22 protein-coding genes and 1 tRNA gene are annotated in these 26,385 nt (G+C 61.6%); 12 read left to right on the top strand and 11 right to left on the bottom strand.

All coding sequences use genetic code 11. The features are described from left to right. Window positions 1–12 precede the first annotated feature (12 nt). Window positions 13–1,221, bottom strand: coding sequence for an NAD(P)H-dependent flavin oxidoreductase (locus LOL23_RS14940; RefSeq protein WP_160975780.1), 1,209 nt, complete (start codon window positions 1,219–1,221; stop codon window positions 13–15). 308 nt (window positions 1,222–1,529) lie between these two features. Here LOL23_RS14940 and LOL23_RS14935 point away from each other — a divergent pair, with 308 nt between their 5' ends. Continuing rightward, complete coding sequence (locus LOL23_RS14935) at window positions 1,530–2,885, top strand: hypothetical protein (RefSeq protein WP_237173809.1); 1,356 nt, start codon at window positions 1,530–1,532, stop codon at window positions 2,883–2,885. On the opposite strand, the gene LOL23_RS14930 is transcribed toward LOL23_RS14935, so the two are convergent. Both LOL23_RS14930 and hemN read right to left on the bottom strand, forming a co-directional pair. Next, window positions 2,842–3,522: a Crp/Fnr family transcriptional regulator gene (locus LOL23_RS14930; protein WP_160975778.1), complete on the bottom strand. Its 681-nt coding sequence runs from the start codon at window positions 3,520–3,522 to the stop codon at window positions 2,842–2,844. The genes LOL23_RS14935 and LOL23_RS14930 overlap by 44 nt on opposite strands. A gap of 14 nt (window positions 3,523–3,536) precedes the next feature. Next, on the bottom strand, window positions 3,537–4,958 hold the full coding sequence (gene hemN, locus LOL23_RS14925; protein ID WP_160975776.1) for an oxygen-independent coproporphyrinogen III oxidase: 1,422 nt from the start codon (window positions 4,956–4,958) through the stop codon (window positions 3,537–3,539). A gap of 274 nt (window positions 4,959–5,232) precedes the next feature. On the opposite strand from hemN, the gene LOL23_RS14920 reads away from it, so the two are divergent. The 7 genes from LOL23_RS14920 to LOL23_RS14890 all read left to right on the top strand — a co-directional run bounded on the left by LOL23_RS14920 (window position 5,233) and on the right by LOL23_RS14890 (window position 11,986). Further along, window positions 5,233–8,142: a monovalent cation/H+ antiporter subunit A gene (locus tag LOL23_RS14920; protein ID WP_237173808.1), complete on the top strand. Its 2,910-nt coding sequence runs from the start codon at window positions 5,233–5,235 to the stop codon at window positions 8,140–8,142. After that, window positions 8,142–8,486 (top strand): Na+/H+ antiporter subunit C, encoded by a 345-nt coding sequence (locus LOL23_RS14915; protein WP_160975772.1) that lies wholly within the window; start codon window positions 8,142–8,144, stop codon window positions 8,484–8,486. Before LOL23_RS14920 ends, LOL23_RS14915 begins: the two co-directional genes overlap by 1 nt. After that, a complete protein-coding gene (locus LOL23_RS14910; RefSeq protein ID WP_160975770.1) occupies window positions 8,483–10,123 on the top strand; it encodes a monovalent cation/H+ antiporter subunit D in 1,641 nt (546 codons plus the stop codon). Before LOL23_RS14915 ends, LOL23_RS14910 begins: the two co-directional genes overlap by 4 nt. After that, window positions 10,120–10,614, top strand: coding sequence for a Na+/H+ antiporter subunit E (locus LOL23_RS14905; protein ID WP_237173807.1), 495 nt, complete (start codon window positions 10,120–10,122; stop codon window positions 10,612–10,614). Before LOL23_RS14910 ends, LOL23_RS14905 begins: the two co-directional genes overlap by 4 nt. Window positions 10,615–10,632: 18 nt before the next feature. After that, the gene (locus tag LOL23_RS14900) at window positions 10,633–10,914 is read left to right on the top strand and encodes a K+/H+ antiporter subunit F (protein WP_160975766.1); all 282 of its coding nucleotides are present in this window, start codon (window positions 10,633–10,635) and stop codon (window positions 10,912–10,914) included. Next, complete coding sequence (gene mnhG, locus LOL23_RS14895; protein ID WP_160975764.1) at window positions 10,911–11,312, top strand: monovalent cation/H(+) antiporter subunit G; 402 nt, start codon at window positions 10,911–10,913, stop codon at window positions 11,310–11,312. Before LOL23_RS14900 ends, mnhG begins: the two co-directional genes overlap by 4 nt. Window positions 11,313–11,422: 110 nt before the next feature. Next, window positions 11,423–11,986 (top strand): hypothetical protein, encoded by a 564-nt coding sequence (locus LOL23_RS14890; RefSeq protein ID WP_160975762.1) that lies wholly within the window; start codon window positions 11,423–11,425, stop codon window positions 11,984–11,986. A 33-nt stretch (window positions 11,987–12,019) separates the two neighbouring features. Here the strand turns inward: LOL23_RS14890 and LOL23_RS14885 are convergent, their stop codons facing one another. The 6 genes from LOL23_RS14885 to LOL23_RS14860 form a co-directional block, all read right to left on the bottom strand. Beyond that, a complete protein-coding gene (locus LOL23_RS14885; RefSeq protein ID WP_160975760.1) occupies window positions 12,020–13,075 on the bottom strand; it encodes a sensor histidine kinase in 1,056 nt (351 codons plus the stop codon). A gap of 16 nt (window positions 13,076–13,091) precedes the next feature. Beyond that, the gene (locus LOL23_RS14880; protein ID WP_160975758.1) at window positions 13,092–13,769 is read right to left on the bottom strand and encodes a response regulator transcription factor; all 678 of its coding nucleotides are present in this window, start codon (window positions 13,767–13,769) and stop codon (window positions 13,092–13,094) included. 90 nt (window positions 13,770–13,859) lie between these two features. Beyond that, window positions 13,860–14,411 carry an ExbD/TolR family protein gene (locus LOL23_RS14875; RefSeq protein ID WP_160975756.1) on the bottom strand — a complete coding sequence of 184 codons (552 nt, stop codon included), beginning with the start codon at window positions 14,409–14,411 and terminating at the stop codon, window positions 13,860–13,862. After that, window positions 14,412–15,254: a MotA/TolQ/ExbB proton channel family protein gene (locus LOL23_RS14870; protein WP_237173806.1), complete on the bottom strand. Its 843-nt coding sequence runs from the start codon at window positions 15,252–15,254 to the stop codon at window positions 14,412–14,414. It abuts the gene before it with no gap. A gap of 9 nt (window positions 15,255–15,263) precedes the next feature. Further along, window positions 15,264–16,073 (bottom strand): energy transducer TonB, encoded by an 810-nt coding sequence (locus LOL23_RS14865; protein ID WP_237173805.1) that lies wholly within the window; start codon window positions 16,071–16,073, stop codon window positions 15,264–15,266. Window positions 16,074–16,827: 754 nt separating this feature from the next. Next, window positions 16,828–16,912: transfer RNA gene (locus LOL23_RS14860), tRNA-Leu, on the bottom strand. A 399-nt stretch (window positions 16,913–17,311) separates the two neighbouring features. On the opposite strand from LOL23_RS14860, the gene LOL23_RS14855 reads away from it, so the two are divergent. Then, entirely contained in the window at window positions 17,312–18,481 is a 1,170-nt protein-coding gene (locus tag LOL23_RS14855) for a TGL-type protein-glutamine gamma-glutamyltransferase (RefSeq protein ID WP_160975750.1), read from the top strand. An 8-nt stretch (window positions 18,482–18,489) separates the two neighbouring features. Here the strand turns inward: LOL23_RS14855 and LOL23_RS14850 are convergent, their stop codons facing one another. Further along, window positions 18,490–18,957 carry a cyanophycin metabolism-associated DUF1854 family protein gene (locus LOL23_RS14850; RefSeq protein ID WP_237173804.1) on the bottom strand — a complete coding sequence of 156 codons (468 nt, stop codon included), beginning with the start codon at window positions 18,955–18,957 and terminating at the stop codon, window positions 18,490–18,492. Between the two features lie 13 nt (window positions 18,958–18,970). Next, window positions 18,971–21,199, bottom strand: a complete 2,229-nt coding sequence (locus tag LOL23_RS14845) for a cyanophycin metabolism-associated ABC transporter (RefSeq protein WP_160975746.1) — start codon at window positions 21,197–21,199, stop codon at window positions 18,971–18,973. On the opposite strand from LOL23_RS14845, the gene LOL23_RS14840 reads away from it, so the two are divergent. The 3 genes from LOL23_RS14840 (at window position 21,148) to cphA (ending at window position 26,359) form a co-directional block, all read left to right on the top strand. Further along, window positions 21,148–21,456, top strand: coding sequence for a hypothetical protein (locus LOL23_RS14840; protein ID WP_237173827.1), 309 nt, complete (start codon window positions 21,148–21,150; stop codon window positions 21,454–21,456). The genes LOL23_RS14845 and LOL23_RS14840 overlap by 52 nt on opposite strands. A 54-nt stretch (window positions 21,457–21,510) precedes the next feature. Then, window positions 21,511–23,724 carry a cyanophycin synthetase gene (locus LOL23_RS14835; RefSeq protein WP_160975744.1) on the top strand — a complete coding sequence of 738 codons (2,214 nt, stop codon included), beginning with the start codon at window positions 21,511–21,513 and terminating at the stop codon, window positions 23,722–23,724. A gap of 61 nt (window positions 23,725–23,785) precedes the next feature. Beyond that, window positions 23,786–26,359, top strand: coding sequence for a cyanophycin synthetase (gene cphA, locus LOL23_RS14830; protein ID WP_160975742.1), 2,574 nt, complete (start codon window positions 23,786–23,788; stop codon window positions 26,357–26,359). The last annotated feature ends 26 nt before the right edge of the window (window positions 26,360–26,385 follow it).

Genomic DNA, 26,385 nt, shown 5'->3' with positions numbered 1-26,385 from the left:
CCGTCACGCCATTCAGGCCGGAACCAGTGCCTCGTTCGCGGCGCGCACCGTGGGTTTGCGCACCGCCTCCAGAGCCGGCTTGACGCCATTGAGCAGGTAATCGACGAGTTCGCGCACGGAACGGATGGCGTTGCCGAAGGGCAGCACCTCCGAACCTCGGAAAAACAAGCCCCGCTGGATATCGCCGGCCATTGCAAAAGCGAGCTGTGTATCAATGCAGAACTGGCCATGCTTGGCGATGCCGTCGCGCAGACCGCAGGAGACCAGGCAGTCGAAGCCAACCGTACATGGACGCTGCTTGGCGATGCGCTGCAGCTTGGCTTCTTTTTCAAGGTAACGTTCAAGCCAGGGTGTGCGTACCGCCCGCGCCGGCAAACCGGCAACACTCATAAAGGTGACGATGTCTTCGGGCTTGGCCTCTACCAGCACCTTCTTGAAGTTGGGATGCGCATCGCCCTCTTCGGTGACGGCAAAGGCGGAACCCAATTGCACTGCATTGGCGCCCAGGCGCAGCAGTTCGCGCACCTGTTCAGGCGTATGGATGCCCCCCGCCGTGATCAGCGGGATGTTCTCGCGCTCCAGGTCCATCTCTTTGAAGAGCTGGCGCGTGCCTTCCAGTACGGCGGGGAAGGCAAAATTAGGATTGTTGAGGCCGTCGACCGTGGGTGCGCCAAGGTGGCCGCCGGCATACTTGGGGTTCTCGATCACAATGGCGTCCGGCAGGCGGTTCTTGCGCATCCATTTCTTCAGGATAAGGCCGATGCCGCGCACATCCGACAGGATCGGGATAATCGCGACCTTGGGGTGATCCGCCGTCAGTTCTGGCAGGTCGAGCGGCAGCCCGGCGCCTACCACCACCGCATCGGCGCCGCTTTCGCACGATTGGCGCACATACGATGCATATTCGGACACCGCGCGCATGACGTTGACGGCCACCATGCCGGCGCCATTGGCCAGTTTCTTCGCCGCGGCGATCTCACGGTCGAGCGCAATCAGGTTCACCGAGTCAATCAGGCTTTTGTCGCGAGAACGGCCGGTCTTCACCATCAGGTCGGGGTGGTGGCGGCGCAGGTCGACGCTGGAAATTGTGCCCAGCGCCCCCAACGAGGCCACCGTGCCTGCGAGCCGGTGGGCGGACACACCCACGCCCATGCCGCCCTGCACGATAGGCAGCAGCGACCTGCCCTTCAGCTTGAGCCGATCCAATACAGTCTGGAGCACAATAGTCGTTCCTTAAGGACGCAAATAAACAGATGCCACTATGCAGGCAGACCGCCCCGGCTTCCTTAATAAATATCAAATAGACATGAATAATGGCCATGCCTGCCGCAGGGCCGGCACACCACCGGCAGTTGACCAAGCGGTTGCCCACAGCGGAAGGCGACGTCGCAAACAAAACTGCCAGGCCGTCTGCACGGCATACGCAAGCCATCAACCTGTCGCCATAGAAATGCAGCGTCCGCGCGACATTCCGCGTGCGGGCCAGGGGCGTTTCCCCGGCGCGGGCGCGATTGGCGTAAAGTTCAGCCATGCAACGCGCCCTCTCCCTGGACAACTCCCCGCCCGCCAGTGTGCCGCTGCGCTTCATGCTGTCGGCACCGGTCTTCATGATGCTGGCCGGTCTACTGCTCCTGGCCAGCCCACAGGCTCTGCTGTCTCGCTGGACGCCGCAGGCTCTGGCGCTTACCCATCTGCTGACACTCGGTGCGCTGGCGCACACCATGGCCGGCGCCATGATGCAGATCCTGCCAGTGGCCACTGGCATCCATGTGTTGGCGCCGCGCCTGACGGCAAGCATCACGCACGTGAGCCTTTCGGGCGGCACGCTGCTGCTGGCGGCGGCCTTCCTCATCGGTACGCCCTGGCTGTTCGGAACCGGTGCCGCCCTCCTTGTCGCCGGCCTGGCCTGGCTGGCCATGGCGGTCGCGTGTGGCTTGTGGCGCCACCGGGCGCATGCCGCCAAGGGCGCAGGTGAAATCCTGGCCGGCGTGCGGCTCGCCCTGCTTGCTCTCCTTGTAACCATCGTAATCGGCGCGGTGCTCTCGGGCCATCCTGCCGCCTCGCTACCGGCGCCGCGCCAATACACAGGCCTGCATGCCGCGTGGGGGCTGCTGGGCTGGGTCGGGCTGCTGGTAATGGCCATGTCCTATCAGCTCATCCCCATGTTCCAGGTAACAGAGCTTTATCCGCGCCCCATCACACGCTGGCTCACGCCATGTGTCTGCGCACTGCTGGCAGCCAAAACACTCGCGTGGATTGCGCACGCCCCAGCATGGGTAGAGTTAGTGCTGGTGGCAGCGCTGGCCGCCACCTACCTTGCCTACGTTGGCGTCACCCTGCACCTGCTGTGCACGCGCAAGCGGCCAGAACCCGATACCACTACCCTGTTCTGGTTCATGGGCATCTCCAGCCTGGCGCTGTGTGCAGTGCTATGGCTGGCGCAGTATCTTACAGGCATTGATATGTCGGTCACCCTAGGGGTCCTGTTCCTGGCCGGCTTTGCCTGGTCGGTCATCAACGGCATGCTGTACAAGATCATCCCCTTCCTGACGTGGTTCCACGCGCAGCGCGGCCTGCCTATGGCGCTGCCGTTCATCCCCAAGGTCAAGCAGGTCATCCCCGATGCGCGGGCACAGGGCCAGTTTTATGCACAGTTGGCGGCGTTGATACTGCTGGCTGCCGCCAGCCTGTTGCCCGCACAGGCATGGCTGACGGGCGCGGCCGGGCTGGCACAGGCAGTGTCGGCGGCCTGGCTGCTGGCCTATATGGTGGGCGCTATACGCCTGTTACACAGTACGCGGCGCAAGGTGCGCGCGGCGCTGGCGCCGCACACAGCCGGCCTCAGCCGTGGTAGTGCGTCAGGCCCGCAGCATCCAGGATCGTAACCTCGCGGCCTTTAACAGCAATTAGTTCGCGCGCGCACAAATCGTGCAAAATGCGCGAAAAATGCTCAGGCGTGAGATTCAGCCGCGATGCGATCACCGTCTTGCTGGTTTCCAGGCGGAACGGCTCGCCATTTGCCTCGCGGCCACCCTGCATCAGGTAATTGACCACGCGTTCCGTGCCCGAACGCAGCGAATAGGCTTCGACGTCCGACATCAGGCTGTGCAGCCGCTGGCTCAGGCTAGCCAACATTTTTCGAGCAAACTCGGGGCGCCGGGCGATTTCATCGAGCACCACCGCCTTGTTCACGTGCAGCAGCAAGGTATCAGCCAGCGCCTGTGCCGACACCACATAATCCTTGTCCAGAAACATCAGGGCTTCGCCGAAACTGTTGCCCGGCCCAATCAGACGCACCACCTTTTCGCCGCCGGCCGGCGACACCAGAAGCAGCTTTACCTGCCCATAGATCACCGAGTGAAAACCCAGGCACGGCTCGCCACGGCGGAAAATCATGTCGCCACGCGCCGCCTTGATTTCATTGGTGCCCAGCGCAATACTGTCCAGCTCGGGCTCGGACAAGCCGCTGAACAACGGCAGCCTGGCAAGAAAATCCTGGACGCGTATCCTCGCTGTGCTCATGCGTATTGTCCTCGTCAGATCAGTTTCGAATAACTCGACACCGTCGGCTTGCCGAGATAGTTGTCGAATATCATGCCCGCGCCGCGCACGAACAAGCGGCCCTTGGGTGGCACTATCAATTTGCGGTCGTCGAGCCGCAGCAGGCCCGCTTCGAGCAGCGGGGCCAAACGCTCAAGCTCAGCGTCAAAATAGGTTTCAAAGGTAATCCCGTACCGCTCGTCGTAGGTGGCAAAATCAACCGGCATGCTGCACATCAGCGTCATGATCACATCGCGGCGCAGCAGATCGTCGTGCGAGAGTTCATAGCCGCGCTCGATGGGCAGGTGGCCTTCGTCGAGCAACTGATAATAGGCATTCAGGCCGCGCACCGAACCACTGTACGATGCCCCTACCTTGCCGATCGCCGACACCCCGAAACCGATCAAGTCGCATTCGGCGCGTGTGGTATAGCCCTGGAAGTTACGATGCAGGCTGTTGTCAAGCCGCGCCAGGTTCAGTTCGTCGTCCGGCTTGGCAAAGTGATCCAGTCCTATATATACATAGCCCGCCTCCAGCAGGCGCTGCGTGGCCATCAGGAAGATCTGCAGCCGCGTTTCGGCCGAGGGCAGGTCTTCCGCGCGAATCAGGCGCTGGGCCTTGAAACGCGCCGGCAAATGCGCATAGTTATAGAGCGCGATCCTGTCAGGCGACAGCCGGGCCACCTGATCCAGCGTGCGATCGAAGCTTGCCAGCGTCTGCTTGGGCAGGCCGTAGATCAGGTCGGCATTCACAGACTGGAATCCGGCGTCGCGGCTGGCCTTGAGCGCGCGTTCAACCATGTCCAGCGGCTGGATGCGATTGACTGCGGCCTGCACGTCTGGGTCGAAATCCTGCACCCCGAAACTGGTGCGATTGAAACCCAGCCCTGCCAACATCGACAACGTCTGTTCATTGACCGTACGAGGGTCGATTTCCACGCCCAGCTCAGCATCGGACGTAAAGGTGAAATGGCGGCGCAGCAACGTCATCAGGTCTGTGAGTTCGGCAGCGCTTAAAAATGTCGGCGTACCTCCCCCCAGGTGCAACTGTATCGTCTGACGGTCATTACCAAGGTGGGCCGCCACGCGTTCCATTTCCAGGCCCAGATATTGCAGGTACTTTGCAACACGGCTGTGGTCCTGCGTAATAATTTTGTTACAACCACAGAAATAGCACAGCTGCTCACAGAACGGCAGATGCACATACACTGACAATGGCGGGTTTTCGGTACGCTGGGCGCGCTGCGCCAGGTAGCCGATGTAGGTTTGCTCGGTATAGTCGCCGCGAAACCTATCGGCGGTGGGATAAGAGGTGTAGCGCGGGCCCGATACGTCAAACTTGCGCACCAGTGCCTCGGAAATTTCAATGTCGGGAAAACTTACAGCGGTGCGGCCCACGGCCGTTTCAGGGGCATCCATTGCCTGACTCCATACAGGCCTGCCCCTTGCGCACCCGGCCAGCATATACGCGGCCGCAGCTGCCAGGGCAACAGGCATGACAGTATTTTGACGACCGGGTAACGGTGCCTATTTGACGCATATCAAACAAAAATTACATTATCCGGCAAGAAAAGGACCAAAGAAGACAACAAGCTTTCGAATAGCTGACTAAAACACATTGTATTATTGAGGCCAGCTTACCCCCACTTACCCCTACCGTACATACCCGACCCCGTAATATTCCCCATCCCCGATGCTGCTTGCCCTGATTCTGATCTTGCCTTTCGCCGGCAGCGTAATCACCGCACTCCTGCCCCAGAACGCACATAAGCTTGAAGCCTGGCTGGCCGGCGCGGTGGCAGTTGCGTGCGCGGGCTTGGTCGCCTGGCATATGCCGATCATCGTTGCTGGGCAATCGATCGAGGTTAATTCGCCGTGGATGCCGGGTATCGAGTTCTCGCTGCGCATGGATGGTTATTCGTGGCTGTTTGCGATGATCGTAGCAAGCATGGGTGCGCTGATCGTCCTCTATGCGCGCTATTATCTGTCGCCCCAAGACCCGGCACCGCGTTTTTTCGCCTTCTTTCAGGCGTTCATGGGGTCGATGCTGGGCGTCGTGCTGTCGGGCAACCTGATCCAGTTGGTTGTGTTCTGGGAGCTCACCAGCCTCTCGTCGTTCATGCTGATCGGATACTGGTATCACCGTCTGGATGCCCGGCGCGGCGCTCGCATGTCACTTGTCATTACCGGAATGGGTGGCCTATGCCTGCTGGGCGGCGTATTGATGCTGGGGCATGTGGTGGGCAGCTACGCCATCGAAGATGTCTTGAGCGCGGGTGACCGCATCCGCACACACCCCTGGTATCTCACTATTCTGGTGCTTATCGCGCTGGGCGCGCTCACCAAGAGCGCGCAGTTTCCCTTCCATGTCTGGCTGCCCAACGCTATGGCAGCGCCTACGCCCGTGTCGGCGTACCTGCACTCAGCAACCATGGTCAAGATGGGTGTCTTTCTGCTGGCGCGCCTGTGGCCGGCGCTGGCAGGCACGCCCGAGTGGGCTTGGGTGATCGGCACAGCCGGCCTTATTTCCCTGACGCTGGGCGCCTACGCGGCAATCTTCCAGATGGACATGAAGGGCGTGCTGGCCTATTCCACGATCAGCCACCTCGGCCTGATCACGCTGCTGTTGGGGCTAAACAGCAAGCTTGGCCTGGTTGCCGCCATATTTCACATGGTCAACCATGCCACCTTCAAGGCCTCACTGTTCATGGCCGCAGGCATCGTCGACCACGAAACCGGCACGCGCGACCTAGGCCGGCTATCGGGCCTGTACCGCAGTATGCCCATCACCGCAACGCTTGCCGTCGTCGCTGCCGCCTCCATGGCCGGCGTACCGCTGCTCAATGGGTTCATTTCCAAAGAAATGTTCTTCGCCGAGACTGTCTTCGTCGGCGACAACCGGTTCAGCACCCTCTGGCTCCCGCTTGCGGCAGTCATCGCCAGCGCGTTCAGCGTGGCTTATTCACTGCGTTTCATTATTCAGGTCTTCTTCGGCCCCGCCCCGAAAGACCTGCCTCGGGCCCCGCACGAACCACCCCTGCGCATGCTTATCCCCAGCGCCATCCTGGTGCTGTTATGCCTGATCGTAGGTGTTCTGCCCAGTATTACCGTTGGCCCCTTTCTGAAAGGCGCCGTGCAAGCCATTCTGGGCGCCGACATGCCGCACTACGACCTGCGCGTCTGGCATGGCTTCAATTTGCCTCTGGTCATGAGCATACTGGCCATGTCGGGCGGCATCCTGCTCGCCTGGTTGCTGCGCCGCTGGAAACTCGAGCATCCAGACCATACACCGCTCATTTATAAGCTGGACGGGCGACGCACCTTCGACATGCTCCTCGAAGGCCTGGACATCCTCGCGTCGTTTCTGCTCGATCTGCTGCGTTCGGCCCGGCTTCAACCGCAGATACTGCTGATCGTCGTCGCCACCATTGCCGTCGCTATGCTGCCGCTGCGATTCGGCGCGTGGCTGGAGCCCCAGCGCTATACCCCTATCAATCCCTTCTTTGCTCTGATGTGGATCGCGGGCGCGGCCTGCGCCATCGGCGCGGCACGCCAGGCCAAGTACCACCGCGCGGTATCCCTGCTGCTTGCCGGCGGCGCCGGCCTGATCACCGCGGTTACCTTCGCCTGGCTGTCCGCCCCCGATCTGGCCCTCACCCAGCTTGCAGTCGAAGTCGTCACGGTCGTGCTCATTCTGCTGGGTCTGCGCTGGCTGCCGCCACGTGTGAAAGGCGAAGACGAACCCTCGGAATTCGGCAGCGCCGCACGCGCCTATATCCGGCGCGCACGCGACCTCATCATCGCTATTGCCGGCGGCGGGGGCATTGCTGCCATTGCCTATGCCGTACTAACACGTCCCCGGCCCGACGGCACCTCAGCGTTTTTTGTCGAGCAATCCGTGCCGCTGGGCGGCGGCGCCAACGTCGTCAACGTCATCCTGGTCGACTTTCGCGGTTTCGATACTTTCGGCGAAATCACCGTGCTGGCTATTGTTGCGCTCACTGTCTACGCACTGCTGCGCCGTTTCCGGCCGCCACCCGAAAGCATGGCGCTGCCCAAGGCGCGCCGCAAACAGCTCGGCGGCACTAACCTGATCTCTACGTTCTCAGAGCCTGATCCCGACGCCCCGCTGCCCGGCGGCGTCATGAAGATCCCCGCCGTGCTGGTGCGGCTACTGCTGCCCCTTGCCGTGCTGATCTCGCTGTATTTCCTGATTCGCGGCCACAATCTGCCTGGCGGAGGGTTTGTCGGCGGCCTGATCATGGCCACGGCTATCATCCTGCAGTATATGGTGGGCGGTATTATCTGGGTCGAAGCGCGCCCGCGCATTCATCCCCAACACTGGCTTGCCGTCGGGTTGCTGGCGGCCGGCTCCGCCGCCATGCTGGTGTGGTGGGCAAACAAACCTTTCCTGTCCGCCATCAGCCGCGATTTCGCGCTTCCCATGATCGGGAAGATACACCTCTCCAGCGTGCTGCTTTTCGACGCTGGCGTATATATGCTGGTTGTCGGCGCCACCGTGCTTATGCTCGTTGCGCTCGCTCACCAGTCGCTGCGTCTGTATCGCAAGCCGGGCGCCGCCTCGGACGAAGGAGACTCCTGATGGAACTCATTCTCTCTCTCGCCATCGGCGTGCTGGCCGGCTCGGGCATTTGGCTGCTGCTGCGCCCCCGTACCTTCCAAGTCATCATGGGGCTGTCCCTGGTGTCCTACGCCGTCAATCTGTTCATCTTTTCCATGGGTCGTATCACGCTTGACGCCCCACCCGTGATCCGGGCCGATCTAGGGGTCGATCCTTCGCTGTATACCGATCCGCTGCCCCAGGCATTGGTGCTAACAGCCATCGTGATCGGCTTTGCCACCACGGCACTGTTTCTGGTTATGCTGCTGGCCTCACGCGGCCTGTCCGGCACCGACCACGTCGACGGCCGGGAGAATCATCCATGACCGGCTGGTTGCACCATTTACCCATTCTGCCCGTGGCGGTGCCGCTCATGCTCGGCGCCGCCATGCTGCTATTCGGCGATTCGCGTCGCAGCGTCAGGGTGAGGCTGGGGCTGGTCTCGCAGCTTGCACAACTCGTACTGGCCATTGTCCTGCTCAGCCTGTCCTCGGGCTATCTGCCCAGCGATTGGCCCGACGGCGTTGGCGTGTACCTGTTGGGCGACTGGCCCGCCCCTTTCGGTATCGTTGCCGTGGTAGACCGCCTTTCCGCCATCATGCTACTGCTCACCGCATCACTGGGCCTGGCGGCGTGGGTCTACGCCACTGCACGCTGGGACCGCGCCGGGGTGCACTTCCACCCGCTATTTCAATTCCTGCTGATGGGGCTCAACGGCGCTTTCCTTACCGGCGACCTGTTCAATCTGTTTGTGTTCTTCGAGGTGTTGCTGGCGGCCTCCTATGGGCTTATGCTCCACGGCACTGGGCGCGCGCGGGTGGCGGCGGGGCTGCACTATGTCGCCGTCAACCTGGTCGCCTCCTTTCTGTTGCTGATTGCCATGGCGCTGGTGTATGGCGTCACCGGCACCCTCAACATGGCTGATCTGGCACTGCGCGCAGGCACGCTCACCGGAGGCGACCGCAGCCTGTTCGAGGCCGGCGCCGCTATTCTAGGCATTGCCTTCCTGATCAAAGCCGCCGCCTGGCCGCTCAATTTCTGGCTGCCGGCCACCTATGCCTCGGCCTGCCCGCCGGTGGGCGGCGTGTTCGCCATCATGACCAAGGTAGGCATCTATGCCTTGTTGCGCATTGGTTCGCTGCTGCTGCCAACCGGTGCGCCTGCCGCTTTTGGCGGCGAATGGATGTTTCCGGTGGGCATGGCCACACTTGCATTCGGCGCCATCGGTGTGCTCGCCGCGCCACAAGTGGAACGCCAGGCAGGCTATTGCGTAATCATGTCCTCGGGCACTCTGCTGGCAGCCCTGGGCATGCCGGGTGTCACCCTCACCGGCCCGGCCCTGTTCTACCTGATCACCTCGGTGCTGGCGCTGGGCGCTTTCTTCATGTTGCTCGAAATGATCGAACGCACCCAAGCCTTCGGCGCCGACATTCTTGCCGTGACGCTGGAAGCCTTTGATGTCGAAGATCCGCAGACAGCAAACCGATCCGACGACGTCGTCGGGGTAGCGATTCCGGCCGCCATGGCATTCCTGGGCATGGCCTTTATCGCCTGCGGGTTGCTGGTAGCCGGCCTGCCGCCATTGTCGGGTTTCGTGGCAAAGTTTTCGCTGTTGATTGCCGCACTGCAGACATCCGCCACCGATACGCCCTCCGTGGCCGCCTGGTCGCTGGTCGCGGGCATGTTGCTCTCGGGCCTGGCCACTATCATCGCTTTCAGCCGTACCGGCATCCGTCTATTCTGGAGCAACGAAGACACCATCACGCCCCGCCTGCGCTTGTCCGAAGCCGGGCCGGTGGGCATGCTGGTGCTGGCCTGCGTGGCGCTGGCGCTCTGGGCCGGCCCGATCATGCGCTACTTGAGCGACACCGCCACCTACCTCGACCACCCTGAAGCCTATATCGACGCGGTGGTCTCCCAGAGCCCGGTGCGCAATGTCCACCCAGGGGTGCCGCGGCCATGAAGCGCCTGCTCAATGCCCTGATCCTGCCGGCCTTCCTGCTGCTGCTCTGGCTGTTGCTCAATGACAGTGCCTCGCCTGGCCACATTGCACTGGGCGCATTCCTCGGGGTGCTGCTCGCGGCAGCACTGTGGGCTTCACAATTGCGGCCCGTGCGTGCATCGCCGCGGAGGCTGGGCCAAGCCATCCTACTCGCCGGTCGCGTTGCCTGGGACATCACCAAATCCAACATCGCGGTAGCGCGGTTGATCTGGCTGGGGCCTCGTTCGCAGGCCACCCCCGGCTTCATCAAGATACCGCTGCGCCTGCGCGATCCTCACGGCCTTGCGGTGCTGGCCTGCATTGTCACCTATACACCGGGTACGGTATGGTCCGAATATGCCGACACCGACGGTATCCTGACGCTGCACGTCCTGGATCTCAAAGACGAGCAGGAGTGGCTGGACATCATCCAGTTGCGCTACGAGCGCCCACTGCTGGAAATTTTCAAATAACAGATAAGTGAGTTCGCCATGCATATTCTCGTGACCTGGGCCGCCCACTTCGCCCTCGGGTGCTTCGCGCTGGCGGTAGTCCTGGCTGCCGTACGCCTGCTGCGCGGCCCCACAGCGGCCGACCGCGTACTTGCCCTGGACACCATGTATATCAACAGCATGCTGATCCTCTTGGTGCTGGGCTTGCATTTCAATTCGGCGCTCTATTTCGACATCGCATTGCTCATCAGCATGTTCGGCTTTGTCAGCTCTGTCGCCATGGCAAAGTTCCTGCTGCGTGGCGAGGTGATTGAGCCATGACCGACCTGCTCGTCGCCATCCCCGTAGCATTGCTGCTCGTTATCTCGGGGGTGCTCACTCTCACCGGCTCGCTCGGCCTGCTGCGCTTGCGCACCTTCTTCCGCCGCATCCACGCGCCCACGCTGGCCAATACGCTGGGCGCCTTCTGTGTGCTGATGGCTACGATAATCCTGGCTTCGGTCAATGAGCACCGTCTGGTGGCGCACCCTATTCTGATCATCATGTTCCTGGTGATCACCTCGCCTGTGACAGCCATGCTGCTGATGCGTGCCGCCATCCGCCGCCGCGCCGAAAGTCTGCACATGGGCGAGCAAGAAATCACTGCATACGGCCCCAGCATCGGGCCTACGTCGGTCACACCTCAGGCGGCCCGCCCCGGCGAGCCACCACGCACGTAGAGGCCGATACGTTTAGTTACCCGACAGGTGGAGCCTGTGTGTACGCCCCGATATACTGTAGACAGACGTTCAACTTCCGGACGCCGGATCTTGATAGAAGGAGCAGGTTTATGTCGTTAACACGTACCCTATTCTCCCGAATGGTGTTGGCAGCGTTTGCCACAGGTGCATGCGTGGCGGTCGGCGCGGCCCAGGCCCAGACAGAAGCCGATGCCCGCGCCCAATACGAGGCAGATATCGCGCTGTGCAAGTCGGGCAGGTCTAACCAGGATCAAGCCACCTGCATGCGCGAAGCGAGCGCAGCGCTGGAAGAGGCGCGCCGCAATCGCCTCATGCGCGGCAACCAAAATTATCAACAGAACCAGATGGCCCGTTGTGCCAAGCTGCCCGCTGCCGAGCGCGATGACTGCATGAAGTTGATGTCCAACGGCAACGACACGATTTCGGGCAGCGTCATGCGTGGCGGCTTGATGCGCGAACGCACCATCCCCGTACCCGTGGGCACGCCCGGCAGTACAACCATACCCGGTACACCGTCGGTGCCACCGGCATATACGACGCCCGCTGCCCCTGCCACACCTGCCGCGCCAGCAGCACCCGCTACCCCCGCATCGCCACCCGGGTATATCAACCCCACCGTCCCCACCGCACCCGGTACAGGTGTAAGCAAATAAGCGTTTGTGACACTGCCGGGCTCATCCGCCGACTTACGGGCGGGTAAGCCTGGCACCGATGCGCGGCCCCGGAAATACCAATGTGATCCGCGTCCCGGGGAAATCGGGGCGGCTCACAAGGTTCCACCACGCGCCATGCGCCCTGGCAATTTCGCGCACAATCGCGAGCCCGAGGCCCGACCCGCCCGCCGCAGCGTCAGGTGCCCGGTAAAAAGCCTCGAATACCCTTTCGGCATCGCTGGCACTGATACCCTTGCCGTCGTCCTCGACACTGAGTGACGGAGGGTTGGCGCCTACCTTCAGCTTGATCGCCGTCAGGCCGTCGGCATAGCGCAACGCATTGTCGATCAGGTTGCTGAGCAATTCTTCAAGCAGCAGCGGATCCACATCCACCCATACAGGCTCCGCCGGCGCCTGCAGTTGCACATCCACGTGCTTCGCACGCGCTGCGGGGATCCATTCTGCCGCGCTCTCGCGCACCCATTCGGAGAGATCCATACGCACAAAACTGTCTTGCGGACGACTGGAGGAGTCGGCACGCGCCAGCACCAGCAACTGCTGCCCCAGCCGTATCATGCGATCTGTCACCATCTTAATGCGTTCAGCGCGCTGCCGCACATCGTCGGGCAGGTTTCGGGTAAGCATGAGCTCGGATTCGAGCTTCAGACCGGTGAGTGGGGTACGCAATTGATGGGCGGCATGCCCAATGAAGCGGCGCTGCGCCTGCAGGGAGTCGTCGAGGCGCACGAGCAGGTCATTGAAATGCGTAACGAGCGGTGCAACCTCGGTGGGCAGGCCGGCCACATCCAGCGGCTGCAGGTCATCGACCGAACGCTGGCTGATCTCACGCGACAGGCGATTGATGCTGGCAAGCCCGGAGCGCACACCAGAGACCAGGATCCATGCAAAAATCGACACCAGCAGCACCTGACCGATGACCATGGTCCAGAAGATATCGTTCAATACCCAGGATTCGAGTGCGATCTTGCGCGTCATGACCCAAGTGGCGAGCAAATCGATGGCCACCAGCACACCCACGGCCGGGAACAACCGCAACACCAGTAGCCGCGCCAGCGAACCGGGCGGCATGAGCGCACGCCAGAAATTAAGCAGCCGCACCGTCGACGTCGAGCAGATAGCCGAAGCCGCGCACCGTTTGTATGCTTGCGCCCGTACCCTCTAGCCGCTTGCGCAGCCGGTATACATAGACCTCGACGGCGTTCTCGCTGAAGTCGGCATCCCATGCCGACAGTGAATTGACAATCTGGCGCTTTGTAACCACACGGCCGGCCCGCGCCATCAACATCTCGAGCACAGAAAGCTCGCGCACCGAAAGTGCAAGACGCTCGCCATTGACCCGCACCTCGCGCCCAACGGAGTCGAACACCAAAGGCCCGGCCTCGATGCGGGGCTGCGCCTGCCCGACCCGCCGCCGCGCGAAAGCACGTACGCGCGCAGCCAGCTCGGCGAGCTCAAACGGCTTGGTGACGTAGTCGTCAGCGCCCGCATCAAGCCCCGCGACGCGGTCTTCGAGACCATCGCGTGCGGTAAGGATCAAGACGGGCACTTGTTCACCGCTGCCGCGCAGCTTACGCAACACATCGAGCCCGCTTACACCAGGCAGGTTGAGATCGAGCAGGAGAAGATCGTAGCTTTGCCCCGCCACCGCGCCGACGACCTGGGCGCCATCTGCCAGCCAGTCGACCGCATAGCCCTGTTCATCCAGGAACTCCTGCAGCGCGTGGCCAAGCGTTGTATCGTCTTCGATTACTAGTACTCGCATGAGACGATTCTATCGTGAACACGCCGCGCACGGCGGCCCAAGACAGGGCCATGCGCGCCATCGTTACAACCCTGACAACCAGCCTAAACCTTACAGGGCGGGTTGCTGCGCGGGGGTGCTTGCGCCTGCGCCGGCGGGTGCCGGCCCACTTGTTTGGCCGGTGATGCCCTGCCCCCGTGTATTGCCCGGAGCTGCCTGGCTTGAGGAAGATGGCGCAGCGGAATGCTCAGCCCCCGGGCGTGTGATGAAGCCCAGCCGCTTGAGCCCAGCACCCTTGGCATCGCTCATGACTTGCGCCAGTACTTCATAGCGCGTGTTCAAATCGGCGCGGATGCGAACTTCGGGCTGGGGCTCTTGCTTCGCTTCGGCGGCGAATCGCTGCCTGAGCTGATCCGCTGCGATGGGCGTTTCGTTCCAGAAGATGCCGCCTGCGTCATCGATGGCGAGATCGATGGATTTGGGCTCCTGCTCGACCGGCTGGGCTGACGCCTGGGGTACGTTGATTTTGATCGAATGACTCAGCAGTGGCGCAGTGATGATGAAGATCACGAGCAGCACCAGCATGACGTCGATCAGCGGCACCATGTTGATTTCGCTGACGGTATGGCTGCCGCTTTTGCTGTCGAAGCTTCCGAAGGCCATTTAGTTTCCTTTGCTGGCAGCCAGTGCCACCCGGCGCTCTTTGCCCGTCCATTCAAACGCCTGCTGGCCGGTGGACAGGAAGGTGAACAGGTCGTGTGCGAAAGCGTCGAGCCGCGCCAGGTAGACGCGGTTGCCGCGCACAAACGCGTTGTATGCCAGCACCGCCGGGATGGCCACGGCCAAGCCCAGGCCTGTCATGATGAGCGCCTCGCCCACTGGGCCGGCGATGCGGTTGATGGTGACGCCATCAACCGACAAACCGATGCCCACCAGCGCATGGTACACGCCCCACACAGTACCGAACAGGCCAATGAAAGGGGCGGTGGAGCCGATGGACGCCAACACAGTGAGGCCGTTTTCGAGCTTGGCGGTTTCTTCGTCGATGACTTTGCGGATTGTGCGGGTGACGAAGGAGTCGGTGGAGCCTTTTTCTTCGAGTTTCAGCGCGCCATAGCGCGTATGGTGGTTCTGGGCATGAATGGCATGACTGGCCAGATGTGCGAAAGGCTCTGTGGCGCCATGCGTGCGGATTTCGTTTTCGACCTGGTCAAGTGAGCTGGCAGCCCAGAATTCGTGCAGGAACTTGCTGCTGCGGCGGCGGGTGCGCCAGTTGGTATAAGACTTGACGAAGATGAGGTACCAGCTTGCCAGGGACATCAGGAGCAATGCAGCGAACAAGCCCTTGCCCACGATGTCGCTTTGCGAGATAAAGTGCAGCATGCCGGTTTCGGTGCTGTGCGGTGCCATGGGGCCGGGCGATTGCGCCATGGTCGCGGCGGCTGGCTGCGCCGCATCAGCCACCTGGGCAAGCACGTGCATCGCGCTGTTGAGTAAATCGAACATTCGTCGGTCCTATAAAACAAAGTCAAAAGGGATGTCGGCCATCGCCCGGTAGGCGATGCCGTTTTCTGTGTACGGCTTGAATCGGGCAACGCGTGCGGCCTTGAGGGCGGCTTCGTCAAGGCGCTCGAAACCCGATGAGGCGCGCACCGAGGCCTGGAGGACCGAACCTTGGGGCGAAATGAGCACCCGAACCACTACGCGGCCTTGCTCACCGCGCCGCTCGGACGCGCGTGGATACACGGGCTGCGGGCGACGACCGAGATAATCGACCTTGCCGATCATGCGCGGACGGTTGGGGTCGATCGGCTGGGCCGGTGCCTTGGGCGCTGCCGGAACCGCGGCCTGGCCAGAAAGCGCCGCCTGCGGCGCTTCTTTTACGGGCTCATGTTTGACGACCGGCTTGGGCTTGGGTTTTGGTTTGGGTTTTGGCTTCGGTTCAGGCTTGGGTTTGGGCGGCGGAGGCGGCGGCGTGATGGCCTCGGGTTCGGGCTGCTCAATGACGGGCTCAGGCTCTGGTTCGGGCTCTATGACCGGTTCGGGTTCAGGTTCGACGACGGGCTCTGGCTCCGGTTCTGGTGGGGGCTCTGGCACGACTTGGGCAAGTTCCTGTAATGGCTCTTCGGCGGGCGCCGAATCGACGATTTCATCGGCGATTTCGACGAAGCGTACTTCGACCGTTTCAGGCTCGGAGATGCTGGGTTTGGGCGGCGAAGCCACGATGGCGCCAAGAACCGCCAAATGCAAGCCCAATGCGCCTACGGCACCAGCCATCTTGACCAGCCCCAAGGGTTGATTTGTTTTGACACGAGAGCGCGACATGAATCCTGCGGGAAAGTAAACGACCACACGGCAGACCATATTGCATTGGAAGCCGCGACTACAAGCGAAAAATACTATCATTAATGCGAACGATTCGCAATTATAATGAATGGCTTGTTTGCTGGCGCGGCAACATGCACCTTTTTATATTAAGGCGCAGCTGCAAAAGCGCCATTGTGGTGTTGCCACGCGCAGTGCGTCGCGTGTTCAGCGGTACCGCTGTACGGCTGTGCCACGCTGTACGGCTGTGCCACGCTGTTTACTTTATATCGCGCCGGTTGCTACTGGGTAAATTTCCTTCACCCTCATTCGATACAAATCAATTATTTACCGACATATCAGCCAGTTTTCCGCCGCTGCGCCAGTTTCTGCCTTGTACCAGCCTGCCCGCTTCAACCGAGGGGGCTTTGCTTGCCGCGGACGGTGGTGTTCTTTAGCCGCGGCGCCGTGGCGGGGCAGGCTGGTCGCTTCGATCGCTCGCCCCTCCGGGGTTCCCGTCAAATTCACGCGCTTTCAGCGGCGTGCGCAGGCACGCCGCTTCCTGGGCACCCATAGCAAAATGCCGACTGCATTTCTGCAATCGGCATTTCGTGGTATTGGTGCCCAGGAGAGGACTCGGTCACACAGGCGCGACCCCGGCCGGGCCTGCATGCCCGGCCTTTCTCGTCCTCGCGCGGCGTGCGCAGGCACGCCGCTTCCTGGGCACGCATAGCAAAATGCCGACTGCATTTCTGCAATCGGCATTTCGTGGTATTGGTGCCCAGGAGAGGACTCGAACCTCCACACCTTGCGGCACATGGACCTGAACCATGCGCGTCTACCAATTCCGCCACCTGGGCTTTGCGGGCACTTCTGTGAAGAAACTTGCGCAATCTTTCCGCTAGGAAAGAAAAAAATTATAGCAGTATTTTCTGGCCCATGCACCGAGCGCTGCAAAAAATTTTACCGAGCCCTGAAGTAGAAACGCCTGCAAGCCCGCTAACAGATACGGCATAACGCACTGCTGACAAAGACGGCACTCTTCCCCACAATTAATAGGACACGAAATAAAAACCTCAAACAATGCAGACGTTTACATTAAAACAAAGTGTCTTTAAAAAACATTGGAATAAATAATTCCTCTTTACGAATTGTCGTCTGCCGTCCACACTAGAAAATGTTGTCTTTTTTTGTTGACCAGTCTCAGGTATGCTGCGTCCCATTTCGTCCCGCCTATGGCGGTCTTATTCATAGCCATCATGCCTCATGTGTCCTTGCCGGCACAATTACGTACCGGCGGTATCGAATTCCACGTCCCCGAGCACCAGCTCGGCGCTGCCCGCCACAAGGCGCTGGCATATCTGGACGAAGTCGGCGTGGCGAACTACATCGTCGTCACGCACGAGCGCGGCCCCAAGGGTGCGCTCATCCGGTTCAGGCTCAGCACCGCCTTTGCCCACGACTGGGCGCCACAGCACGACACCACGCAGCTGTGTAAAACCCTGAGCCTGGACACCCATATCCGGCCGGATCACCTCGACCTCGAAATACTGCTGGCCATGCTGGTCAGCCCAGTCGCCTTCCCCTACCCCAGTATCGACGAGCTCAGGTCAGCTGTCCGCATTCGCCACAATATTGTCGAAAATGCCCGTCGCACTGCGCTGGCATTTGATACCGAGGCAGCGGAACGCCCTGAGGAATTCTGGCAATATAGCGAAGAAACAGGTTTTGTTCTGATACCTGGCAAGCCGCTCGTGGAAGCACTCGTCGCTGCCACCCAGCCTGCGCATAGCGGCAAGCTGTATTCATTTTCTTGCTATCGCGCCACAGAATACGTGATGCTGCTAAGCATCGCCCAAGAGGCGGCACGCAGCAACCCGACACTGCTCGGCCAACTCCAGCGCCAGTGGGAAACCCGCGCCATCATGTCGGGCAAATTCCATGAGGTATTCTTGCGCGAATATGGCAGCACAAAGGCGCCGCTGCCCCCGCGTTTCTACGTGCCCGGCGACCGGCTGTGGTTCCGCAACCCGGACCCAACCTCCTCCAATGTTGAAGGCTACGAAGGGTCGTGGGTGATGTATCTGGGCGCTGGCCTGTTCACCAATTTCTGGAAACGCGATCAACCCTTCACACTGGCCTCAAAGTGTGTCGAACTCTACCACTGGCGCCACGCCACGTATGTGAGCGACAACGGTAAACTGCGTGTAGACGACAGTGTCGTCGATCAGCGCGTGGCGCAAAGCATGGCCGATGAACACGAAGTGGCCCGCATTGTGCAAGAAATGGAGCGCCTGCGGGATCCCGCTGGGGTCTATGCCAATGGCGGCTGCATAGACCGAACGCGCGAATGCGCCCGCTATGTGCGCCCCGCCACTACCGACATCCGGCTGCGTGAAGGCAACCGCCGCAGGCGACCCTTTGTCTAGTTCTAGTCTTAGAGGAAGTGATCCAGCAGCTTCCGGCTGGCACGATCCAACCCTGTCACGTCGCGGATCAGAAAGTAAATACCGTTGGCGTCTGCAATCAGCAACATGGCGGGCGACAGGCGGCGGATATCTTCCTCGCCCTTGAGGGTAAGCGTGGTCGGCCCGCGATCTGTTTCTACCTGCCATTGGCTGGGCGTGGCGTGACTAGAAATACGCACGATGCGCCGGATCTCAGGCGTAAATTCGCGGCTGGCAAGCTCTTCGTGCAACAGCGCGCGCGTGGCCTCGTCCACATCGTCGAGGTGCTCAATCCACACGGCCTCAGAACCGTCCTGGCGCACCAGCGACAAGCCCTCTTGCGGCGCGGAGATCGGAAAACTGCGCACCGGCGTCACGTGCGCCTCGCCGCCGTCGTCCAGGCGCAGCATCAGCCTGCCGAAGTTATCGCGTCGCAGGTGGATAAGGGGGTGGTTCATCGCGTGGCTCCGCTCAAGGGGTATCGTCATCGTCGTCGCTGCCATCCCAACCTTCACCCCTGGAGACGTCCACCTCGCCACGGGCCTGCGCCTGGTACAGGCGCGCATACGCACCGTTGCTGGCAAGCAGTACATCGTGCCTGCCCTCTTCCACGACGACACCACGGTCCAGCACCACCAAGCGGTCGGCCTGATGTAGTGTGCTCAGGCGGTGCGCGATGGATATCGTGGTGCGCCCGCGCGTCAGATTGTCCAGCGCTTTCTGGATTTCCTGTTCTGTCTTGGTATCGACCGATGAGGTGGCCTCGTCCAGGATCAAAATGGGCGGATCGATAAGCAGTGCGCGGGCGATAGAGATGCGCTGGCGCTCGCCGCCCGACAGCGCCTGGCCGCGTTCGCCCACCAACGAATCGTAGCCATGCGGCAGGCGCAGGATGAATTCGTGGGCATGGGCCGCGCGGGCAGCAGCAATAATTTCTTCGCGGCTGGCCTCGGGCTTGCCATAGGCGATGTTCTCGGCGATCGTGCCAAAGAACAGGAAAGGTTCCTGAAGCACCAAACCAATATTGCGCCGGTAATCGGAAACCGGCAGCATGCGGATGTCGACGCCGTCCAGCAAGATTGCGCCATCAGTAACATCGTAGAAGCGGCAGATCAGGTTGACCACGGTACTTTTGCCCGAACCGCTGTGCCCCACCAGACCAATCATCTCGCCTGGCGCAATGTCCAGATCGATACCGCGAATGACCGGGCGGTTGCCGTAGCGAAACCGGATATTGCGAAGCTGTATGCGGCCACGCACCTTCTCCAGGCGCACTGTGTTGGCGGGCGAGGGCTCAGGTACGCTGGATACATGGTCGAGAATATCGAAGATGCGCTTGGCGCCAGCGGCTGCCTTCTGGGTAAACGATACGATCCGGCTCATGGAATCGAGACGGGTATAAAAGCGACCAATGTAAGTGAGAAATGCCGTCAGCACGCCCACCGTGATCTGGTTGCGCGAGACCAGCCAGATGCCGAAAGCCCACACCACCAACAGCCCCACCTCGGTCAACAGAGTGATTGTGGGGGAAAACAACGACCAGACCGCATTGACCTTGTCGTTGACCACCAGATTGCGATTGTTGGCCTCGCGGAAACGCGCCACCTCGCGGCGCTCTTGCGCAAATGCCTTGACCACACGTATGCCAGGTATTGTGTCGGCCAGCACGTTGGTAAGTTCTGACCAGACCCGGTCGGCTCGCTCGAAACCGTGGCGCAGACGGTCGCGTACCAAGTGGATGAGCCAGACAATGAAAGGCAGCGGCAGCAGTGTGACGATGGCCAGCCAGGGGTTGATGGTGAACAGGATGATCGCGGTCATCGCGATCATAAGCACGTCGGTGGCGAAATCGAGCAAATGCAGCGACAGGAACAGGCAAATACGATCAGATTCGGAACCGATACGGGAGATCAGATCACCCGTGCGCTTGCCGCCGAAATACTGCAACGACAGGCCTTGCAGATGCTGATAGGTCGCGGTGCGCAAATCGGCACCAATGCGCTCGCTGACGCGCGCCAGGATATATGTCCGGCCCCAGCCCAGTATCCAAGCCAGGATCGACGATACCAACAACCCGCTCAGATACAGCCGCACCAGGCCCCAATCCACCGGTTGCCCGTTCTGAAAAGGGATCAAGATCTTGTCCATGAGTGGCATGGTCAGGTACGGCGCCACCAGCGCAGCGGCAGTAGCCCCGAGCGTCAGCAGAAAACCGGTCAGCAATTGCCCTCGGTAGGGCCGGGCGAACCGCCACAGCCGCAACAGGGCCCACGACGAGGGCACACCTACGCGTGGGCTGGCCGCCACATACCCAGAAGGCTCCTCGGTGCCATGGCGTCGATTGAATTGCGCAGCGAGCGCGTGCGCGCTGCGATCGTGCCGCAAGGTATAGCGCCACGTTGCCAGACAAGCGTGCGCATCCTGTAAAGCGAGCGTGCCCACACCGGCATGGTCGTGCAGTTGCAGCGCCAGGCCGGGGGCAGCGTCCCATGACTGCCACTGGGCGGTATCAGGTTGCCAAGCCAGCAGACGGCGGCTGGTAACGGCAATCAGGCCCTGGCTGAACCGCAGGCGGCCGTCCAGATCGGTTTCCATCCAGGCTCGAACAGTTTCCCCCGGGGCAAGCTGTTGCGCCAGCGATGCACGCCATGCAGCAGGCACACTGCCGGGCGCGTCCATCTGATTTACTTCCGCATTCATCCGATTGGGCCGAAAAAAAGGAGGAATATACACAAATTCAGGCCACCCTGATGAGGCAGAATACCTCCCAAACCCTGCAAATAGGGGAATTGACAAATTTTGTGTTGTTTCGCCGCCCCGAGCCACCAGAATCTCTTGCACTCCCATTCAAGCAGGAGTTAAATCTGCATTCTCGGCAACTTGTCTCGCCATTATTTATCCTCTTTGATTGCGCCTTGCAAATGCGTTCTCTTTCTCTCCGCGTATCCGTCTCCTGACGCTTCCCGCCGCCTCGCCGCATCCCCCCCTCTCTTTCGTCCAATTCCTCGAAGATGAGCAAAAAATACATTGACATTGTCACAATGCAGTACCTGCGCGGCCCCAGTATCTGGGCCTATCGGCCGGTCATCGAAGCGCTGGTGGATATCGGCGATCTCGAGGATTTTCCGTCCAACACCATTCCAGGTCTGTACGAACGCCTCTCCTCGTGGCTGCCGACGCTGATCGAGCACCGCTGCAGTATCGGTGAGCGGGGTGGTTTCCTGCAGCGTCTGCGCAATGGCACGTGGCCGGCGCACATCCTGGAACACGTCACGCTCGAACTGCAGGCTCTGGCAGGCATGCCGGGCGGCTTGGGCCGGGCGCGCGAAACCTCCGTACGCGGGGTCTACAAGGTCATTGTGCGGGCCTGGTACGAACCCCTGACGCGTGCGGCGCTGTACGCGGCGCGCGATCTGGTCATGGCTGCCATCGAAGATCGCACCTACGACGTCGACGGGGCCGTTGCCGAGCTGCGCGAGCTGGCAGATTCACTGCGCCTGGGGCCGAGTACCGAATGCATTGTCAACGCGGCCGACGACCGCGACATCCCCACCATACGCCTTAGCGAAGCAAACCTGGTGCAACTGGGATACGGCGCAGCGCAGCGCCGCATCTGGACGGCCGAAACCGACCGCACCAGTGCCATCGCCGAAGGCGTGTCGCGCGACAAAGACCTCACCAAAACGCTGCTGAGCACCTGCGGTGTGCCCGTCCCCGAGGGTGTACTTGTGGATAGCGCCGAGCAAGCTTGGGAAGCCGCCCAGGATATCGGCCTGCCTGTCGTGGTCAAGCCGGTGGACGGCAACCATGGCCGCGGTGTCTTCATGAATCTGTCGGGTCGTGCCGATATCGAAACCGCATTCTCCGTCGCAGCCGACGAAGGCAGCGGCGTCATGGTAGAACGCTTCATAGAAGGCGATGAACACCGCCTGCTGGTGGTTGGGGGACGCATGGTGGCGGCCGCGCGCGGCGACGTGGCGGCAATCCGCGGCGACGGCGTCAGCACCGTGGAGCAATTGATCGACTCCCAGATCAACGCCGACCCGCGCCGCGGCAGCGATGAAGACCACCCTCTGAACATCATCCGCCTGGATTCCGCGGCGCGACTGGAAATCGCCCGCCAAGGCTACGCAGCGGACACGGTCGTGCCCGAGGGCCAAACCGTCGTCATCCAGCGCAATGGTAATGTTTCCATCGACTGCACCGACGAGGTGCACCCTTCCGTTGCGGCAGCAGTGGCACTGGCCGCGCGCGTCGTGGGGCTGGATATCGCTGGCGTGGATCTGGTTGCGCGGGACATCTCGCGCCCGCTGGCCGAACAGGGTGGCGCCATCGTAGAGGTCAATGCGGGGCCCGGCCTGCTCATGCATCTGCGACCAGCCGCGGGCGAACCGCGCGCGGTGGGCGAGGCCATTGTCGAGCACCTCTTTCCCGAAGGGGCAAACGCTCGAATTCCACTGATCGGCGTGGGAGGCAGCCACGGCAAGACGTCCGTCGCCCGCATTGTCACCCGCCTGCTCCAGATGCATGGGTGGAACACCGGGCTGGCCTGCAGCGACGGCCTGTACTTTGGCCGCCGCAAGGTTGAAACCCAGGACTGCGCAAATTGGGAACAGGCACAGCGGGTCTTGCTTAACCGTGCAATGCAAGCGGGCGTTATCGAAACTGGGGTGCGCGCCATTTGCACCGAAGGCATACCCTACGATCGCTGCCTGATCGGCATCGTCACCAATCTCGATACAGCGCAACTGATACCTGAACTGCATATTGCCGATACCGAGGCGCTGTCCAAGGTAATGCGTACGCAGGTCGACGTGGTGCTGGCCGAAGGCGCATCAATACTGAACGCGGACGACAGCAATGTTGCCGCACTGGCCGAACTGAGCGATGGCGATGTGGTGTTCTTCAGCCAGACAGGTGCCGGCACCGCACTGAGGGCGCACCTTGCCGCAGGCAAGCGTGCGGTCGTCGCGCGCGAAGGCAAAGTGATGCTGGCACACGGCGACGCACTTACCGAGCTCACCAGCCTGGCAGCCATACCCGTTACCGACGCTGGTCGCGATACGCAGCAAACCGACAACATGCTTGCGGCCATTGCCGCGGCATGGGCGTTGGGCCTGGACCCAGCCTTGATCCGCACTGGCGTCGAAACCTTCGGGCAAGACCAAGCCGACATCAGTGTCGCGCCCGACAGCACGGCCCCCGCACTCGAAGTGTCGGTCTGACATACGCACCGCCACCTGCTCACTAGTCGCCACGACACAAATACAACGAGGATAGCTTTACATGGAAGTCTTGCGTATTCGGGCCCTGCGTGGCCCCAATCTCTGGAGCCGACGCACGTCGATCGAAGCAGTGGTTTCGTGCACGGAGACAGAGTGCGCGATTGACGCACAGCCCGGATTCGAAACCCGGCTGCGCGCGCGGTTTCCCGATATCGACCTGCAACTGCCGCCCAATCACCTCCAAAACTACCCGCTCGCCCACGCAGTCGGGTGCGCCATGCTCAGCCTGCAATCGCAGGCCAAGTGCCCTGTTTCCTTTACCCGTACACGCGAAACCGAACAAGCGGGCGTGTATCAGGTCATTACCGAATACTCTGAAGAAGATGTCGGCCGCCTGGCCTTTGATCTGGCATGTGCATTGTGCCGCGCCGCCGCCGACGACACGCCCTTCGATCTGGCCGATGCGCTGAACCGGCTGCGCGAATTGAATGAAGACGTCAGGCTAGGGCCCAGCACTGGCTCCATCGTGCAGGCCGCTGTGGCGCGCGGCATCCCCTATCGCCGCCTTACGCAGGGCAGCTTGGTGCAATTCGGCTGGGGCAGCCGCCAGCGCCGGATACAGGCAGCGGAAACCGACAGCACCAGTGCCATCGCCGAAGCCATCGCACAAGACAAAGACCTCACCAAGTCGCTGTTGCGCGCAGCGGGCGTGCCGGTGCCCGACGGCTACAGCGTCACCACGAGCGAGGCAGCATGGGAAGCCGCACAGCGTATCGATGCGCCGGTCGTCGTCAAGCCACGCGATGGTAATCAGGGCAAGGGCGTAGCCGTCAATCTCATCGGCCGCGACCAAGTGCTGGCGGCCTTCGACGTCGCGGCCGAAATAAGCAGCGATGTGATTGTGGAGCGCTACTTTCCTGGTCACGACTTCCGCCTGCTCGTCATCGGTGACAAGCTGGTGGCCGCCGCGCGGCGCGACCCGCCACAGATCACCGGCGATGGCGAACACACAATCGCAGAACTGGTCGCCATCATCAATGCCGACCCCGCACGCGGTGAGGGCCACGGCACCTCGCTCACGCGTATTCGCCTGGATGACGAGATTGCCGTCACCACGATGGCCAGGCAAGGCTACACCGCCCAATCAATACCCGAACGGGGCGCGCTGGTCACGCTGCGCAATAACGCCAACCTCAGCACCGGCGGCACAGCCACCGATGTCACCGACCAGGTACACCCTGAACTGGCGGCTGCGGCAGTGGCCGCCGCACAAATGGTGGGGCTGGATATCTGCGGTATCGACCTGGTGAGCCAGAATGTTTATGAGACGCTGGATCAGCAGGGCGCCAGCGTTGTGGAGGTCAATGCGGCGCCTGGCTTGCGCATGCATCTGGATCCGTCGTTCGGAAAGGGGCGCGCAGTTGGCGAAGCCATTATCGCCAATATGTTTCCAGAGGGTGAGAGCGGCCGCATTCCCGTCGTTGCCATTGCGGGCACCAACGGCAAAACCACCACCACCCGCCTCATCGCCCATATGCTGAGCAATGCCGGCTTGCGCGTAGGCATGACCAACTCCGATGGCGTCTACATCAGCGGCGAATGCATCGACACCGGCGACTGCAGCGGCCCACGCAGCGCCCGCAATGTACTGATGCATCCTGATGTGGATGCCGCCGTCTTCGAAACAGCACGAGGCGGCATATTGCGCGAAGGGCTGGGCTTCGATCGCTGCAATATTGCGGTGGTAACCAACGTCGGCGTCGGTGACCACCTGGGGCTGAACTACATCCAGACGGTTGAGGATCTGGCGGTCGTCAAGCGCGTTATTGTCGAGAACGTGGCACCTGACGGCATGGCAGTCCTGAATGCCGCCGACCCGCATGTGGCCGCTATGGCCGAGAACTGCCCAGGCGCGGTGACCTTCTTTGCCGTCGACGGCGGAAACCCCCTGCTTGCGACGCACCGGGCTAAAGGCCATCGCGTCGCCTATGTCGACAACAATGACATTGTGCTGGCCGAAAGCACTGTCGAGTTGCGCTTTCCCATGGCACGGATTCCCCTTACCCGCAATGGCACCATCGGCTTTCAGGTCGAGAACGCCATGGCGTCGCTGGCGGCCGGTTGGGCGGCGGGCCTTAGTCACACGCAGCTGACAACAGCTGTGGAGTCATTCGTCAATGATGCCCATACGGCACCGGGGCGCTTCAACGTATTTTCGTACCGCGGGGCCACACTGATCGCCGACTACGGCCACAACCCCGATGCCATCCAGGCGCTTGTCGACGCGGTCGATCGCATGCCGGCGAGCCGGCGCAGCGTCGTCATCAGCGGCGCGGGCGACCGCCGCGACATTGACTTGCAGCGCCAGACCGAGATCCTGGGCAATGCCTTCGACGATGTCATTCTGTACGAGGACGCCTGTCAGCGCGGCCGCGCCGAAGGTGAAGTGCTCGCACTGCTGCGCGCGGGCCTGGCCGGCGCTACGCGGGCTACGCACGTACAGGAGATACATGGCGAGATGCTGGCGATCGACACCGCACTGCAACGGCTAAACCAGGGCGACCTGTGCCTGATCCTGATCGACCAAGTGGAAGCGGCGCTTTGCCACATTGCTGACCGGGTGGCCCAGGCCTGATCGCGGCGCGTCACACCGGCTGCTTA

This window comes from Paracandidimonas lactea (genome assembly GCF_021653995.1).
Taxonomy (GTDB): Bacteria; Pseudomonadota; Gammaproteobacteria; order Burkholderiales; family Burkholderiaceae_B; genus Allopusillimonas; species Allopusillimonas lactea.
This window is presented reverse-complemented; position numbering and strand designations above follow the sequence as displayed.

What these genes read in the sequence shown, in the direction of transcription:
- LOL23_RS14935 (WP_237173809.1), top strand. Translation starts at nt 1,530, where the DNA reads ATGCAACGCGCCCTCTCCCTGGACAACTCCCCGCCCGCCAGTGTGCCG.
- LOL23_RS14930 (WP_160975778.1), bottom strand. Translation starts at nt 3,522, where the DNA reads ATGAGCACAGCGAGGATACGCGTCCAGGATTTTCTTGCCAGGCTGCCG.
- hemN (WP_160975776.1), bottom strand. Translation starts at nt 4,958, where the DNA reads ATGGATGCCCCTGAAACGGCCGTGGGCCGCACCGCTGTAAGTTTTCCC.
- LOL23_RS14920 (WP_237173808.1), top strand. Translation starts at nt 5,233, where the DNA reads ATGCTGCTTGCCCTGATTCTGATCTTGCCTTTCGCCGGCAGCGTAATC.
- LOL23_RS14915 (WP_160975772.1), top strand. Translation starts at nt 8,142, where the DNA reads ATGGAACTCATTCTCTCTCTCGCCATCGGCGTGCTGGCCGGCTCGGGC.
- LOL23_RS14910 (WP_160975770.1), top strand. Translation starts at nt 8,483, where the DNA reads ATGACCGGCTGGTTGCACCATTTACCCATTCTGCCCGTGGCGGTGCCG.
- LOL23_RS14905 (WP_237173807.1), top strand. Translation starts at nt 10,120, where the DNA reads ATGAAGCGCCTGCTCAATGCCCTGATCCTGCCGGCCTTCCTGCTGCTG.
- LOL23_RS14900 (WP_160975766.1), top strand. Translation starts at nt 10,633, where the DNA reads ATGCATATTCTCGTGACCTGGGCCGCCCACTTCGCCCTCGGGTGCTTC.
- mnhG (WP_160975764.1), top strand. Translation starts at nt 10,911, where the DNA reads ATGACCGACCTGCTCGTCGCCATCCCCGTAGCATTGCTGCTCGTTATC.
- LOL23_RS14890 (WP_160975762.1), top strand. Translation starts at nt 11,423, where the DNA reads ATGTCGTTAACACGTACCCTATTCTCCCGAATGGTGTTGGCAGCGTTT.
- LOL23_RS14885 (WP_160975760.1), bottom strand. Translation starts at nt 13,075, where the DNA reads ATGCCGCCCGGTTCGCTGGCGCGGCTACTGGTGTTGCGGTTGTTCCCG.
- LOL23_RS14880 (WP_160975758.1), bottom strand. Translation starts at nt 13,769, where the DNA reads ATGCGAGTACTAGTAATCGAAGACGATACAACGCTTGGCCACGCGCTG.
- LOL23_RS14875 (WP_160975756.1), bottom strand. Translation starts at nt 14,411, where the DNA reads ATGGCCTTCGGAAGCTTCGACAGCAAAAGCGGCAGCCATACCGTCAGC.
- LOL23_RS14870 (WP_237173806.1), bottom strand. Translation starts at nt 15,254, where the DNA reads ATGTTCGATTTACTCAACAGCGCGATGCACGTGCTTGCCCAGGTGGCT.
- LOL23_RS14865 (WP_237173805.1), bottom strand. Translation starts at nt 16,073, where the DNA reads ATGTCGCGCTCTCGTGTCAAAACAAATCAACCCTTGGGGCTGGTCAAG.
- LOL23_RS14855 (WP_160975750.1), top strand. Translation starts at nt 17,312, where the DNA reads ATGCCTCATGTGTCCTTGCCGGCACAATTACGTACCGGCGGTATCGAA.
- LOL23_RS14850 (WP_237173804.1), bottom strand. Translation starts at nt 18,957, where the DNA reads ATGAACCACCCCCTTATCCACCTGCGACGCGATAACTTCGGCAGGCTG.
- LOL23_RS14840 (WP_237173827.1), top strand. Translation starts at nt 21,148, where the DNA reads ATGCAGCAGGCACACTGCCGGGCGCGTCCATCTGATTTACTTCCGCAT.
- LOL23_RS14845 (WP_160975746.1), bottom strand. Translation starts at nt 21,199, where the DNA reads ATGAATGCGGAAGTAAATCAGATGGACGCGCCCGGCAGTGTGCCTGCT.
- LOL23_RS14835 (WP_160975744.1), top strand. Translation starts at nt 21,511, where the DNA reads ATGAGCAAAAAATACATTGACATTGTCACAATGCAGTACCTGCGCGGC.
- cphA (WP_160975742.1), top strand. Translation starts at nt 23,786, where the DNA reads ATGGAAGTCTTGCGTATTCGGGCCCTGCGTGGCCCCAATCTCTGGAGC.